This is a genomic window from Ruegeria sp. G12 (assembly GCF_056533565.1).
Genome location: NZ_JBQFOO010000007.1, coordinates 52,780 through 67,557, shown reverse-complemented (window position 1 = coordinate 67,557; position 14,778 = coordinate 52,780). Strand labels below are relative to the sequence as shown.

Sequence of the window (14,778 nt, the reverse complement as noted above, 5' to 3'; positions counted from 1 at the left end):
CTCCCCCGGAGTATTTTGGAAAAGATGAAATTGGATCGGCACAGTCAGAACAAGGGTCTTATCGCGCCGCTGCGGGCGGCGATGTATGATTTCTCCGAAGCCGGAGTGCGCGGGGCGCTGGCAGAGGCGAGTGCTCCGGATGCTGTGTTCAGGCTGTGCCATCCGTTTGGGGACAGCATCGGCAGTGAGGCGTTTTTTGATACGGCTTTTCGGGACCTGTTGGGGGCCTGGCCCGATCTGGAGCGGCGCGACTACATCGTCATGGCCGGGCCGGATGGGGGCGGCGCTGACTGGGTTGGATGCGGTGGTTATTACACCGGCACGTTCGTTGGGCCGTGGCTGGATATCCCTCCGACCGGTCATCAGGTGACCATGCGGTTTCACGAGTTCTTTCGGTTCGAGAATGGTAAACTGGTCGAGATGCAGGCGCTTTGGGATATTCCCGAAGTGATGATGCAGGCAAATGCCTGGCCGATGGCCCCAAGTCTGGGGCGCGAGTGGCATGTGCCAGGTCCGGCGACGCAGGATGGGTTTGTGCCCGGACCTTATGATGCGGCAAAGGGGCAGGCCGCGTGCCAGCATATCATCGACATGCTGGATCACCTCAAGAAACACCCGTCAGAAGGCGGCCCCGAAGTGATGGAGATGGAGCGGTTCTGGCACCCTCGAATGAACTGGTACGGGCCGTCTGGGATTGGCACCGGGCGGGGCTATGCGGGGTTTCGCAACTGGCACCAGATTCCGTTTTTAAACGGAATGCCGGATCGCGGGCAGTATGTGGACGAGATCACCTATCACTTCTTCGGCGATGGCGACTATGCGGCTGTTACGGGATGGCCCAACATGATCCAGACGGTCACGGATGACGGCTGGATGGGCATTGCGCCCTCGGGCCAGCGGATCACCATGCGCAGCCTTGATTTCTGGCGGCTCGAGGAGGGCCGGATTCGGGAAAACTGGGTTCTGGTCGATTTGCTGGACGCCTACCGGCAACTTGGCGTTGACGTTTTTGCTCGACTGCGGGAGTTCAATAAGGCCCGGAACGTGGGCCCTATTGAGATACCGGATGGAATGAGCTGATGACTGACTTGCCCCGCACCCCTTCATTTTCGCTGGATGGAAAAACCGCGCTTGTAACTGGCGCGTCCTCGGGCATCGGGCAGGGCTGCGCCGTCGCTTTGGCCGAGGCCGGGGCGCAAGTGGTTTGTGCGGCGCGCGGGGCTGACTGGTTGAACGAAACCGTTGTGGCATTGCAGGCGCAGGGGTGGTCGGCCGAGGCCGTGGTGTTGGATCAGGGCGATCTGGACGCTTTGTACGGCGTGTTTGACGGGCGCGTATTTGATGTGGTGGTGAACTCAGCCGGGACTGCGCGCCACAGCGCGGCGGTTGAGACCACGCCCGAGGATTTCGATGCGGTGACAAGTGTCAATCTGCGTTCGGCCTATTTCCTGTCGGCTTATGCGGCGAAGGCATTGATGGGCGCGGGCAGGCGTGGGTCGATCATCCATATCTCCAGCCAGATGGGCCATGTGGGCGGGGTGGATCGGGCGCTTTATTGCGCCACCAAACACGGGCTTGAGGGGATGGTCAAATCCATGGCCATCGAGTGGGGCAAGCAGGGTATCCGGATCAATACGGTCTGCCCGACCTTCATCCGCACGCCGCTGACTCAGGCCACATTCGACAACCCCGAACGCGCCGCGTGGATTATGGACAAGATCAAGCTGGATCGCGTGGGCGAGGTCGAAGACATCATGGGCGCGGTGCGCTATCTGGCCTCGGACGCCTCGGCGCTGGTGACCGGCACGTCGATGCTGATTGACGGGGGGTGGACGGCGGACTGATGGCTGAGAAAGTCACATCGCTGCAGGTTGCGCAACTGGCTGGAGTAAGCCAGTCGGCGGTCAGTCGGGTGTTTACGCCCGGAGCCTCGGTCAGCAAGAAAACCGAGGAAAAAGTGCGCAAAGCCGCCACCGAGCTGGGCTATCGCCCGAACGTGCTGGCGCGCGCGATGGTATCGGGCAAAAGTCGCATCATCGGATTGGTGGTCGGGTATCTGGACAATTACTTCTACCCCGAAGCGCTTGAGAAACTGTCGAACGGTCTGCAAAAGCATGGCTATCACGTCCTGATCTTCATGGCCTCGCGGTCGGCGGGCAATATAGACAACGTGATGGAGGAGATCCTCGACTATCAGGTCGATGGTGTCATTCTTGCCTCGGTTCCCATGTCCTCGGATATTGCGACGCGGTGCCAGCAGGCGGGTGTGCCGGTGGTTCTGTTCAACCGCAGTCAGGATATTGACGGGATCACCACTGTTGCCTCTGACAATTATGCCGGCGGGCGTAAAGTGGCCGAGTTTCTGCTGGCCGGGAGGCATGAGAAAATCGCCTATGTTGCGGGATGGCAAGGGGCCTCGACCCAGCGCGACCGCGAGGCCGGGTTCCGCGCGGCGCTAAGCGATGCGGGGCAGGACCTGTTTGCCCATGATGTTGGCGATTTCCACACCGAAATCGCCCGCGCCGCCGCGCGCCGGATGTTTGATGTGGCACCTGACCAGCGACCCGACGCGGTGTTTGTCGCCAATGACCACATGGCGCTGGCGGTGATGGATGTAATCCGGTTCGAACTGGGCCTGCGCGTGCCCGAGGATGTCTCGGTCGTGGGCTACGACGATGTGCCCCCGGCAGGCTGGCCCGCCTATAATCTGACGACGATCCGGCAGCGGGCGAACCTTATGGTCTCGGAAACGGTCGATGCGCTGTTGACCCATATTCAGGACCCGGCGGTGGCCGAGCCGCGCAAGGTGGCGATTGACGGGCCACTGATCGTGCGTACCTCGGCCCGGTTGCCCAAAGGATGGACCCCACAAAGGACGAACACATGAAAGGCTTTGATCCCAAATTCCGGGATTTTCCCGATTACATCATCGGTATCACCAAAGAGATTTGGGAAGACCGGGGCATCGCGACCCTGCACGACTACTACAGCAAGGATATCGTCGTGCGCTCGCCCGGTTCGGTGGTGTTGGGCAATCAGAACGTGATCGGCGCGACCATGGCGACGCTGGCCGAGTTTCCCGACCGGCAATTGCTGGGCGAGGATGTGATCTGGTCTGGCACGCCGGGCGAGGGGATGTTGAGCTCGCACAGGATTATCTCGACGGCGACGCATTTGGCCGAGGGTGTATATGGCAAGCCGACCGGCACCAAACTGCGCTATCGCATTCTGGCGGACTGTCATGCCATCGACAACCAGATTAACGACGAATGGCTGATCCGGGATCAGGGCGCCATTGTCCGGCAGATGGGGTGGGAGCCCAAGGAGTATGCCGCTGATCTGATCGCACGCGAGGGCGGGCCCGAGAATTGCGTCCGGCCGCTGACGCCCGAGATCGACCAGCCCGGCCCCTACAAAGGCCGGGGCAATGACAACGAATGGGGTCAGCGTTACGCGGATATCCTGACCCGGATCATGGGCGCGGATATGGGCGTGATCGAGGCCGAATATGACCGTGCGGTGCAGTCCGAATATGTGGGCGGCATGACCGGCCACGGCTGGGACCCGGTGGATCGATTCTGGATGGGCTTGCGCGCCAGTTTCCCGAATGCCGAGTTCCGGATCGACCATCAGATCGGGCGCGACGATCCGCAGATGCCGCCGCGTGCCGCGCTCCGCTGGAGCCTGTGGGGCAAGCATGACGGCTGGGGCGTGTTCGGTGCGCCGACAGGGGCGCAGGTTTATGTGCTGGGCATCAGCCATGCCGAGTTCGGGGCCTTGATTGGTGGTCAGCCGCAACTGCGGCGGGAGTATACGCTGTTCGACGAAACCTCGGTCTGGAAACAGATTTTGCTGCAAAGTGGGAAAGCTGAGTGACCGCGCGGGTTTCGTCTCTGAATGCCAGTCACGCGGCGCGGCGGTTTCATTGCCATCGCGCCTCGCTGCGGGCGCGGCGACTGAACAATCGACCTCCCGGAGGGCGGGGATTGATCCCATTGCCCTCACATTCAAGGAGATAAGGTCATGAGTACCATCCAGCAACGCATCGTCCGCTATGGCGAATTGAAACCCTGCAAAACCGCTTTTATCGATGCCCATACCCCGGGCAGCGATCAGAAGGAAAACTTCACCATCATCGGCGGCGGCGTGTCCGAGTCGCCCGACCAGCACGTTCACATCACCGACAAGATCGGCTTCAACATCGGTGCGGCGGGGCAGCCGCCGAAATGCCGCAACTCATTGCACAGCCATACAACGGCCGAGGTGTTCTTTGTCGCCAAAGGCCGCTGGCGGTTCTTCTGGGGCCGCTACGGCACGGCGGGCGAGTTCATTGCGGAAGAGGGCGACATCTTCAACATCCCGACCGGCATCTTTCGCGGGTTCGAGAATGTGGGCCAGGACTACGGCATGATCATGTCGATGCTGGGCGGCGACGATGCGGGCGGCGGTGTCACCTGGGCCCCGCAAGTCATCGAGGATGCGCAGGCGCATGGGCTGATGCTGGGCGATAACGGCGTGCTTTATGACAGCAAAAAGGGTCAGGACCTGCCCCATAACGTGCGCCCGATGCCTTTGCTGACCGAGGAGGAACTGAAAGCCTATCCCGAGGTGCCGGTCGAGGCCGTGATCGGCAAATATGTCGCCCGCTACTGGGACCTGATGGCGCTGGCCGCCGACAAGCCTGCCGTGGTGATCGGTGAAAACGGTCTGATCAAGGACAAGCCGGGGTTCGAGGTCGATTTCCTCGGGCGCGGCTCTTGCGTGGCGGAGCCGGTGGCGGTGGGCAAACCGGTCGTCCTTATGCCCGCCAGCGGCCATTGGCGGATTTCGGTGGACGGGTATGAAACCACTTTGTCCGTGGGGGACACCGCGCTGGTTTTGCCGGGCGAAGCCTATAGCGTGCAGCCTTCGATGACCGGGCAGGCGGGGCTGTACCGGATCACGGCAACCGACGATCCTGCGGGTGCGACCTGGACTGGCAACTGAGCGAAGGAGATCCCGCATGACCAGAATTGAGACCACGCATGTGGGGTCTTTGCCTCGATCTCAGGAGGTGGTGGATTTCATCTTCGCGCGCGAGCGCGAGGGAGCCTATGATGCCGCTGCTTTTGATGCCTGCATGGCCAACGCCGTATCGGACACCGTGCGCAGGCAGGTGCAGGCCGGGATTGATATCGTCAGCGATGGCGAGACCTCCAAGATTTCCTATGCGACCTATGTCAAGGACCGCTACACCGGCTTCTCCGGCGACAGCCCGCGCAATGCGCCTGCTGATCTGAAGATGTTTCCCGGTTTCCTGCAACGTCTGGCCGATGATGGCGGCACGCCGCAATATGCGCGGCCCATGTGTACAGGCGAGGTGCAGTCGAAAGGACAGGGAGAGTTGCAGAAGGACATTGCCAACCTCAAGGCGGCGATGGCGCAGCATGGGGTCGAGCGTGGGTTCATGAATGCGGCCTCGCCGGGCGTGATTTCCCTCTTTCTGCAAAACGATTTCTACAGCAGTCGAGAGGCTTATCTGGCCGCCTTGGCCGATGCGATGAAAGAGGAATACGAGACCATCGTGGCCGCTGGGCTGGACCTGCAACTGGATTGCCCCGATCTGGCCTTGTCGCGGCACATGCTTTTCACCGACCTGTCGGATGAGGATTTCGTCCGGATCGCTGACATGCATGTCGAGGCGCTGAACCATGCCTTGCAGAACGTTCCTCAGGACCGAGTGCGGGTGCATATCTGCTGGGGCAACTATGAAGGGCCCCATTGCTGCGATATTGCGATGGACACGGTGTTCTCGACCCTGATGCGCACCAAATCCCGCTATGTTCTGTTTGAGACATCGAACCCGCGTCATGCCCATGAATGGACCGTGTTCCGGGACCGCCGGGCTGAGATTGCCGACGACAAGGTGCTGGTGCCGGGGGTTGTCGATACCACGACCAATTTTGTCGAACACCCCGAACTCGTCGCCCAGCGGATCGAGCGCTTTGCGGGGATTGTCGGCGCAGACAGGGTGATTGCGGGCAGTGATTGTGGCTTCGGCACTTTCGCCGGGTTCGGCGCGGTTGATCCGGATATCGCCTATGCCAAGCTGGCCTCACTGGCGCAGGGGGCAGAACTGGCGTCCAAATGATACCGCTGATCCTTTTGCCCGGCATGATGTGCGACGCGCGCCTGTTCGGCCCGCAGAGTGATGCCTTGTCGGGCACGGTGCCGCTGATGAGCTTCCCACTGTCCGAACAAGACAGCGTTCAAGCGATGGCCGGGCATGTGCTTGAAAACGCTCCGCCCGTCTTTGCGCTGGCGGGTCTGTCCATGGGCGGGATCGTCGCGATGGAGATCGTGCGTCAGGCCCCCGACCGGGTGAAGAAGCTGGCGCTTATGGACACCAACCCGCTGGCTGAGACTGAAGCGGTGAAAGCGCGGCGCGGCCCTCAGATGGAGGCCGCCCGCGCGGGCCGTCTGCGTCAGGTGATGCGGGATGAGATGAAGCCCAACTATCTGGCAGACGGTCCCCGGCAGGGGGCCATTCTGGATCTGTGCATGGCGATGGCGATGGATCTGGGGCCGGATGTGTTCCTGCGCCAGTCGCAGGCCCTGATGACCCGCCCGGATCAGACGGAAACGCTGGCCGGATACGACGGCCGGACCCTGATCCTGTGCGGTCGCGAGGATGGGCTGTGCCCTGTCGAGCGGCACGAATTGATGCATGATCTGATGCCAAACAGCGTGCTTGAGATCATCGAAGGTGCCGGGCACCTGACCACTCTGGAACAACGTGACAAAACAACCGCGGCGCTGGTCCGCTGGCTGGAGGCCCCATGACACCATCCCTTCTGGCATTGTTGCGCAAGGTCGACACGCCCACCGTCTGCAACGCCATCGAAGTGGCGCAGGGCAAACGCGGGTTTGACCGGTTCACGCGCGGCACGATGCTGTGTTCCGCCCCGTCCGAGCCTGCCGTCGTCGGCTATGCCCGCACTGCGAAGATTGCTGCGGTTCAACCTCCGTCCGAGGCCCCCGTGATCATCCGCCAACGCCGTATGGACTATTACCGATATATGGCCGAGGCCCCTGCGCCCTCGGTCGCGGTGATCGAGGACGTGGATTACCCGCACTGCATCGGGGCTTATTGGGGTGAGATCAACACCAGCGTGCACAAGGGGTTCGGCATGTCCGGGGCCCTGACCAACGGCGTCATGCGCGATCTGGGCGATCTGCCCGAGGGGTTTCCGGTGGTTGCAGGCTCGGTCGGGCCCAGCCACGGGTTTGTTCACGTCCGGGAAATCGACACACCGGTCTCGGTCTTTGGTCTGACGATCCATCCTGGTGATCTGATCCATGCGGACCGGCATGGTGCGCTGGTCATCCCCGGCGATCTGGAGGGGCAGTTGGAAGCTGCGATCGAAAAGATGGTCTCGACCGAGCGGATCGTCCTGGACGCGGCACGCGCGCCCAGTTTCGATTTCGACAAGTTTCAAGCCGCATCGGCCGAGTTCGAGCGCGCCCGGGTATGACCGGGTTCAGCGTCCGAACCGGGTGATATTGCCGTCTGACGGCTTGGCTGGTATTCTAATGGAGCACCATCGGAGATTTGCCATGACCGTTCAAAAGCAATCCGTCAGCTTCACCGAAGCGGCCTATGCCTTTGCCAAGGAACTGGTCGAGGCGGGCGAATACCCCAATGTCAGCGCGGCGGTATCCGGTGAATTGACCAAGGCAAAGACCGCGCGCGAGCGTGAGAATTCGCTGCTCGAGGCAGAGCTGGAACGCCGCCTGTCGCTGCCGACCGGGGAGTGGGAGCCGGTCGGGGATGTTTCGGACATCTCGGCCGGGGCTCGGGCATATCTGGCTTCACTGAATTCACGACGCTGATGCGGCTGGTTCGCCACCCGTTTGTCGAACGGGATCTGATCGGTATCGCTGATCACATCGTTGACGTGACCGACGGCGATATCGCTGCGGCACAGCGCCGTCTGGATGAGGTCGACGCGCTGGCGCGGTCGATCCTGTCCAACCCGCTGTCGGGGATGCGGTTGCAGGGCCGCCTTTCCGGCTGGCTGGTGCGCCATGGCGGCGTGGGCAATCGGTTGACCGTCGTGTTCAGCCCCGAGCCTGAGACGGACACGCTCTATATCGCGCTGATCGCTTTCGGCGGGCGGAACTGGACGGATATAGCCGCCAGACGCCGGACCGTTCCGGTCTCGGGTTAGAAGGTCCGGGTCCGGTCGCTATCTGTCGAGCGGACCTGTTTCGATATCCAGTCAAACACCTTTCGGGGGCCCTGACCCAGATTGGTCTGTCCCCAGGACATCACATATCCGGCGTCGCTGACCACGACGTCACTTGTCACCTGCACCAACGCGCCGGACTGAATCAGCCCGTCAACTAGCCCCAGCCAGCCCAAGGCCACGCCATCTCCGGCGATGGCGGATTGCGTGACCATGTCGTAATTGTTGAAGCTGACATAGTTCTTTTTGCGCGTGCCACTGACGTTTAGCTGCTCGAACCAGCCCTGCCAGGTCTGCCATTCTGCCGATGGCGGCTTGGACAGGCTCAGAAGTTGAACGTTAAGTAAATCGGCGGAAGATTGGATTGGCCCCGTTCTGGCTAATAGCTGAGGGCTGGCGACGGCGGCCACTTTTTCCTCGATAAGCAGGACATCGCCGGGTTTCATCCGGTCGTAATGCGCCACGTGAATTTGAATATCGCAATCGTCGGTCCCTTCGACCGGTGGGGTGGGGGATGCGAGGATCTGGATCTCGATCTCATCGCCGATCTCGTCGCGCAGGACCGACAGGCGCGGCAGCAGCCAGAAGGTTGAAAACGCGAAATCCGCCGAGATGCGCACCCGTGGTTTTGACTTTCGATTCAACAAGGAAACGACGGCGAGGCCCATCTGAGTCATGGCGGGCCGGACCTCGTTCAACAGGCGCAACCCTTCGATTGTCAGCGACACGCCCCGGTGTTCGCGGTTGAACAGCGTCACCCCCAATTCCGTTTCCAACGCCTTGATGCGCTGTGAGATTGAGGACTGGGTCAGCCCCAGCGCCTCAGCTGCGCTGGTGAAATTTTCGTGCCGCGCGACCTCGTCAAAGGCGTGCAGCGCGACCAGGTTCCGGCTGAGTTTGCGATTAATTTTGCTAATGTCATCCATAAAAATTCAACTACTGCAAACTTAATCGAATCTGTACCAAAACTTAGGCAAATGGGTACAATAAGACCCGCAAGGCCAGATTTTGGGGAGATATAAATGACAAGCCTCGGCAATTCGCAGCAGGTCCATCCTGCGGTTCACATGCATGTGGACGAAGTAGAGAGCGGCAAATTAAGCCGCCGAGAGTTTCTGACCCGTGCAACAGCACTGGGTGTTTCGGCATCTGCCGCCTATTCGATGATCGGTCTGGCGCAGCCCGCGCGCGCCGCCGTCAATGTCCAGCAGGGCGGGACGATCCGCATTCAGCAGGTCGTGCGCGCGCAGCTTGATCCGCCGCTCTATAACTGGCCGCAGCTTGGCAACGTGGTGCGCGGTTTTCTGGAATATCTGGTCCAGTACAACGCGGATGGCACGTTCGAGCCGCGCTTGCTGGAAAGCTGGGAGGTCAATGACGACGCCACCCAATACACGCTGCGCATCCGTCCCGGTGTGAACTGGAACGACGGGCGCGGCACGCTGACCGCGCAGGATGTGGCCTATAACTTCGGGCGCTGGTGCGATGGCACATGGGAAGGCAACTCGATGGCCGCGCGCATGGGCTCGTTGCAGAACGATGCTGGCGACGGCCCGGCGGATGGCGCGCTTGAGGTTGTTGACGATCTGACGCTGAAGCTGAACCTGACCCGGCCCGATATCACCATCATCCCGGCGGTCACCGAATACCCGGCGGCGATTGTTCCCGATGGCTGGTCGGGCGACCCGGCGAATGATCCTGTCGGCACCGGACCTTACAAGCTGGTCGAATATGCGGTCGGCGAAAAGGTCGTGCTTGAGAAGAACACCGATCACGAATGGTGGGGCGAAGGGGCCTATCTGGACCGGATCGAGTTCATCGACTACGGCACCGACGGCGCGGCGCATCTAGCGGCGGCCGAGGCGGAAGAGATCGACATGACCTATGAAACGGTCGGTGAATTTGTCGAAATCTTCGAAGGCATCGGCTGGAACCAGAGCGAATCCGTCTCGGCCAACACGCTGGTGCTGCGCACCAACCGCGATTCGGAAGTGGATGGCGTTGCACCTTATGCCGACGCCAAGGTCCGCCGCGCTCTGGCCATGGCCTGCGACAACAACGTGTTGCTGGAACTGGGCTATGCCAACCGCGGGACGATTGCGGAAAACCACCATGTCTGCCCGATCCATCCGGAATACGCCGATATCGGCGCGCCGCCGCTGGACCCGGAAGGCGCACGCGCGCTGATGGAAGAAGCGGGCATGATGGATTTCGAGCATGAGATCATCTCGATCGACGATGACTGGCGCCGCAACACCACCGACGCGCTGGCCGCCCAGTTGCGTGATGCGGGCTTCAAGGTGAAGCGGACCGTTCTGCCGGGCAATACGTTCTGGAACGACTGGAACAAATACCCGTTCAGCTCGACCGACTGGGGTCACCGTCCGCTGGGGGTTCAGGTTCTGACGCTGGCCTATAAGAATGGCGTGGCCTGGAACGAAACCGGTCTGGCCAGTGACGAGTTCGACTCGATGCTGGATGCGGCCTCGGCCATTGCCGACGCGGATACGCGGCGCCAGCATATGGAGAAGATCCAGACCTTCCTGCGCGAAGACGGTACGGTCATTCAGCCCTATTGGCGGTCTCTCTACAGGCACTCGCGCCCGGGAATCGTTGGCGCGGACAGCCATCCGATCAACGAGATCCACGTGCACAAGCTGGGTCTGGAAGGCTAAACGCCTGACTGAAATCGAAGACGGCGCGCCCTTGGGCGCGCCTTTTTCGTTTTGGGGTGGCCGGATTACCCCCGGATGCGCTGCATGTCCTCTTTGCTGAGGAGGATTGGAAACTCCTCGCGCACCTGCGCATCGGCAGCGCCGAAATGGTTCGGGAAATGGCTGCCCAGAATGGCATTTGCGCTTTCATGCGCCCGTTCCAGCAGGTCAAGCTTGCCTTCATTTTCCCACGTGTCGGTGCGGGCGCGGTCCATCAATTGAGGATAGACGAATTCGGAATTCATGAAGCCCAGCGTGTGCGGGTTGCCCAGAAAATGACCGGGGTCGATGGCGCAGGTGTGGATGACATCCACTGCCAGCGTCTCATCCGTGACCTCGATGCCGCGCAAGGAGCGCAGGATCATCCCGCCCGCCTCATTGTCGATGACCATGCTCTCAAAACTGCAGCCCATCAGGCTGCCCAGCATGCCGCCGAACTCGCACACCCGGTTGGCCCCGGCATGGGCGGCGAGTGAGAAGGTCAGAGCCTTTTCCAGCCCGTACTGCGCGTCGGGCAGTTTCGCATCGGTCATGCCCGCCCCGACCGAGGTGGGCAGGCCGTAGAACTGCCCCATCTGCACGGCGGCGGCCCCGATCAGGGCCTGCTCACCGCTACCGCCGGTGAAGGACCCGCTGCGCAGATCGGTGATGAAGGGCCATGCGGAAAAGCTGACCGGGCAGCCCGGTTTGATCAGGTTGGCGATGGCCACGCAGGCCAACGTTTCCGCCACCGCCTGCACCAGCGTTCCGGCCAGCGTTGCAGGCGCGGTTGCGCCCGCCTGCGGCGGCACGGCCAGATCGACGGTCAGGCCCAGCTTGGCGGTGTCGATCAAAATCTCCATATTCTCGCGCCCGATGCGCAGGGGCGAGACGATGGGACAGCCGCCAAACACGACCGAGGGCTTTTTCAGAAACGAGCCCTCGCCACCCGAGGCCAGATCGAACATGCGGATGGCATGCGGGATATGGCTACGGTCGCGGAAGGCCATGCAGGCCGGTTTCTGGCTGGCCGACAGCATGGCGTAGACCATGTTCATGTCATGGGTGAAATCATCCTGTACATCGGTGGCCAGAACGGTTGCGCCCAGCATGTGAATATTGTCCAGCCTATCGACCAGCCGGGTGAAATCGTAGATGTCGCGCAGCTCGGAGGGGCGATAGGACTTGGTCTTGGCGTCAAATGTCGTGACGGCCGTGCCCGAATTGGCGAAATAGACGCTTTGCGCGGTGCAGTGCATGTCGTCCTTGCCCGCGCGGTCTCCCCGCGCGTGGACGTAGTATTCTCGCGCGGCGCCCGCCAGCAAATCCTCCATCAATGCGCGGGGGAAGCACAGGCGGTTATGCTCGTTCAGCACCGCGCCCTTGGGCAGCACCAGATCCAGCAGTTCGGGGAAGTGATCCGCAAGGCCGGTCTGATCCAGAACGGTCAGGGCGGCGTTGTGGATGGCCTCCATATCCGTTTGCGACAGCGGGCGGTAGCGGCCACCGGCGATGCCGCCGTGGACGGCTTCGTTGCCGGTTGTGGTCTGTTGCAGCGCGATACGCGCCGCGCGGCCGCCGCCGCGGCGACGGGATGTGTTTAGGGTGGCTTCGGTCATGGCGTCTCCTCCCGCAGATCGGTGATTTCCCGGCGGAACCAGTCTTGTTCTGCCGCATGTTTCGGGCGTTCGAAATCGCGCGCGGCGCGGTGCCCGTCGAAAACCGCATCGGCGATCAAGCCGGGTGAGGCGGCATCGCCGATCAGCTCCAGCGTTTTAAGCCCCTTGCCCTGCAACGCGTCATAAAGCGACGTGTTGCGCTGCCGTTCCGTGACTAGAACGACCGAGGTGCAATCGACCGGGCTGTGCCGCCCGGTATAGGTGCAGGCCGTGGTCGCATGATCGGGCGCGATGCTGTGCAGCACCTGATTGCAGCGGATGTCCACGCCCAGTTCGATCAGCCGCGCCTGAATGCGGTGCTGTTCCAGCGTGTAGGCCGAGAAACCCGAGACCGCGCTGTCCGGCGTCACGAACGTCACCTCGCAGCCGATCTGCGCCAGCTTTTCTGCGATCACCCCGGCCAGATAGATGTGGTCATCGTCATAGACCAGCACCGAGCCTTCGGGCTCTGTTCCGGCCATGATGTCGTCGGGCGTGTAGACAAAGGCTGCCGGGTCGATCCGGGGCGGAGTGCGGCGGGTGTTGCGCCCGATCCCGTCTGCCCGCCAGCGCGCGCCGGAAGCCAGAAACACGTGGTCGATGCCCAGTTCCGGTACCTGATCGGCGTCCAAGGCGCTGTCGGTGAACATCTGAACATTGGCGCGTTGGCGCAGGTCGGTCAGACGGTAATCCGCGACCCGACCCCAGGCGGCCAGCCCCGGCAGGCGGCTTTCGCGCAAGACCCGCCCGCCGAAATCCATCTCGCCTTCGGCCAAGGTCACGTCATAGCCGCGCCGGGCCAGTTGCATGGCGCATTCCAAACCGGCGGGGCCGCTGCCCACGACAAGCGTTTGCTGTGCCTCACCACGCGCTGCGATGCGTTCGGGGTGCCAGCCGCGCCGCCATTCCTCGCCGATCGTGGGGTTCTGGGTGCAGCGGATCGGGATGCCCAGCCCGTCGGAGGCGGCGCAGATGTTGCAGCCGATGCATTCGCGGATTTCGTCAATGCGGCCCTCTTCGATCTTGCGCGGGATGAACGGGTCGGCGATTGAGGGGCGCGCGGCCCCGATCAGGTCAACCACCCCTTTGCGCAGCATCGACAGCATCAGATCGGGCGAGGTCAGCCGCCCGACCCCAACAACCGGCTTGTTCGTCACCTGTTTCACGTAGGCCAGATAGTCGTTTTGATACCCGTCCTGCGGCTGAAACCGCGTGGTTGCGGAGTCATTGGACCAGTCCGAGACGTTCACGTCCCAGATATCGGGCAGCTCGGCCAGCAGTTCAACCACGGCACGGCCTTCCTCGGCGGCCTGCATCCCGTCGGGGCCCAGCATTTCGTCAATGCCAAAACGAAAAGCGACGGCGCAGGTGTCGCCCACCGCCTCGCGGGTGTCTTCCAGTAACTCGCGGGTCAGGCGCACGCGGTTTTCCAGCGTGCCGCCGTATTCATCAGTCCGAGAGTTCAGGTGCGGCAGCATGAAGTGTTGGGCCAGAGTCATCCCGTGGCCCGCATAGACATAGATGATGTCGAACCCGGCCTCTTTGGCGCGCAGGGCGGCGTCGCGATGCCATTGGCGCAGGGCACGGATATCGGCCTTGTCCATCGCGCGGCCCTGTTTCGGTTGCGCAGCGCTGATCGCCATCTCGGATGGGGCCAGCACCGGCGCACGCGACAAAAGGTTGGTGGCGTGGCTGCCGTTGTGCACCAGTTGCACTGCTGCCAGCGCGCCGTGGTCATGCACCGCATCGGTCATCAGGTGAAGGGCGGGGATGTCGCGGGCATCCCATAGCCGGCCCTCGGCGAACGGGGCCAGGTCCGAGGTCGGGTGAATCTCGGTTTCCTGCGTGGACACGACGCCCCAGCCGCCCTCGGCCTTCATGCCGCGCAGCGCGGCCTCGGCACGCGGGCGGACATGGCCAAGGCCGGTGCAATGGGGGACCTGATAGAACCGGTTCTTCGCAGTAACGGGACCAAGGCGGATGGGCTGGAATAGCGGTGCATAAACCTGAGCGTCAGACATGGCGCGGCCCTTTCCTGAAGTTGATCCGTTGCGGTTCCTTTGAGTTTAGTCTTGTCGACGAATTGGCTGTCAGGCGCGTGTAAGATGGGGTTCGCCATTGGACAGTCCATCAACATCTATCCGTCCGAGATGAAGCGCACCCCGGCGGAAAGATTAAGAAAACGGCCCCAGCCCTTAA

At 62.0% G+C, this 14,778-nt stretch carries 14 protein-coding genes; 11 read left to right on the top strand and 3 right to left on the bottom strand.

The features are described 5' to 3' along the window. Positions 1-24 precede the first annotated feature (24 nt). The 10 genes from ACR0JN_RS15955 to ACR0JN_RS15910 all read left to right on the top strand — a co-directional run bounded on the left by ACR0JN_RS15955 (position 25) and on the right by ACR0JN_RS15910 (position 8,210). Entirely contained in the window at positions 25-1,080 is a 1,056-nt protein-coding gene (locus tag ACR0JN_RS15955; protein WP_480887044.1) for an ester cyclase, read from the top strand. Further along, positions 1,080-1,844 (top strand): SDR family NAD(P)-dependent oxidoreductase, encoded by a 765-nt coding sequence (locus ACR0JN_RS15950; RefSeq protein ID WP_480887041.1) that lies wholly within the window; start codon positions 1,080-1,082, stop codon positions 1,842-1,844. Before ACR0JN_RS15955 ends, ACR0JN_RS15950 begins: the two co-directional genes overlap by 1 nt. Then, entirely contained in the window at positions 1,844-2,887 is a 1,044-nt protein-coding gene (locus ACR0JN_RS15945; RefSeq protein WP_480887040.1) for a LacI family DNA-binding transcriptional regulator, read from the top strand. The genes ACR0JN_RS15950 and ACR0JN_RS15945 overlap by 1 nt, the downstream gene beginning before the upstream one ends. Beyond that, on the top strand, positions 2,884-3,876 hold the full coding sequence (locus tag ACR0JN_RS15940) for a nuclear transport factor 2 family protein (protein WP_480887038.1): 993 nt from the start codon (positions 2,884-2,886) through the stop codon (positions 3,874-3,876). Before ACR0JN_RS15945 ends, ACR0JN_RS15940 begins: the two co-directional genes overlap by 4 nt. Before the next feature lie 147 nt (positions 3,877-4,023). Next, a complete protein-coding gene (locus tag ACR0JN_RS15935; protein WP_480887036.1) occupies positions 4,024-4,986 on the top strand; it encodes a cupin domain-containing protein in 963 nt (320 codons plus the stop codon). Positions 4,987-5,002: 16 nt separating this feature from the next. Continuing rightward, complete coding sequence (locus ACR0JN_RS15930) at positions 5,003-6,130, top strand: cobalamin-independent methionine synthase II family protein (protein ID WP_480887035.1); 1,128 nt, start codon at positions 5,003-5,005, stop codon at positions 6,128-6,130. Beyond that, positions 6,127-6,822 (top strand): alpha/beta fold hydrolase, encoded by a 696-nt coding sequence (locus ACR0JN_RS15925; protein WP_480887033.1) that lies wholly within the window; start codon positions 6,127-6,129, stop codon positions 6,820-6,822. The genes ACR0JN_RS15930 and ACR0JN_RS15925 overlap by 4 nt, the downstream gene beginning before the upstream one ends. Further along, positions 6,819-7,514 carry an RraA family protein gene (locus ACR0JN_RS15920; RefSeq protein ID WP_480887032.1) on the top strand — a complete coding sequence of 232 codons (696 nt, stop codon included), beginning with the start codon at positions 6,819-6,821 and terminating at the stop codon, positions 7,512-7,514. The genes ACR0JN_RS15925 and ACR0JN_RS15920 overlap by 4 nt, the downstream gene beginning before the upstream one ends. A gap of 82 nt (positions 7,515-7,596) precedes the next feature. After that, the gene (locus ACR0JN_RS15915; protein WP_480816308.1) at positions 7,597-7,872 is read left to right on the top strand and encodes a hypothetical protein; all 276 of its coding nucleotides are present in this window, start codon (positions 7,597-7,599) and stop codon (positions 7,870-7,872) included. Further along, positions 7,872-8,210, top strand: coding sequence for a type II toxin-antitoxin system RelE/ParE family toxin (locus ACR0JN_RS15910; protein ID WP_480887030.1), 339 nt, complete (start codon positions 7,872-7,874; stop codon positions 8,208-8,210). The genes ACR0JN_RS15915 and ACR0JN_RS15910 overlap by 1 nt, the downstream gene beginning before the upstream one ends. Here the strand turns inward: ACR0JN_RS15910 and ACR0JN_RS15905 are convergent. After that, a complete protein-coding gene (locus ACR0JN_RS15905) occupies positions 8,207-9,154 on the bottom strand; it encodes a LysR family transcriptional regulator (protein ID WP_480816306.1) in 948 nt (315 codons plus the stop codon). The genes ACR0JN_RS15910 and ACR0JN_RS15905 overlap by 4 nt on opposite strands. 96 nt (positions 9,155-9,250) lie before the next feature. Here ACR0JN_RS15905 and ACR0JN_RS15900 point away from each other — a divergent pair, with 96 nt between their 5' ends. Continuing rightward, positions 9,251-10,903, top strand: a complete 1,653-nt coding sequence (locus ACR0JN_RS15900; protein WP_480816305.1) for an ABC transporter substrate-binding protein — start codon at positions 9,251-9,253, stop codon at positions 10,901-10,903. Between the two features lie 65 nt (positions 10,904-10,968). On the opposite strand, the gene ACR0JN_RS15895 is transcribed toward ACR0JN_RS15900, so the two are convergent. Both ACR0JN_RS15895 and ACR0JN_RS15890 read right to left on the bottom strand, forming a co-directional pair. Beyond that, entirely contained in the window at positions 10,969-12,540 is a 1,572-nt protein-coding gene (locus ACR0JN_RS15895; protein ID WP_480887029.1) for a trimethylamine methyltransferase family protein, read from the bottom strand. Next, on the bottom strand, positions 12,537-14,600 hold the full coding sequence (locus tag ACR0JN_RS15890; RefSeq protein ID WP_480887027.1) for an oxidoreductase: 2,064 nt from the start codon (positions 14,598-14,600) through the stop codon (positions 12,537-12,539). The genes ACR0JN_RS15895 and ACR0JN_RS15890 overlap by 4 nt, the downstream gene beginning before the upstream one ends. Between the last annotated feature and the right edge of the window lie 178 nt (positions 14,601-14,778).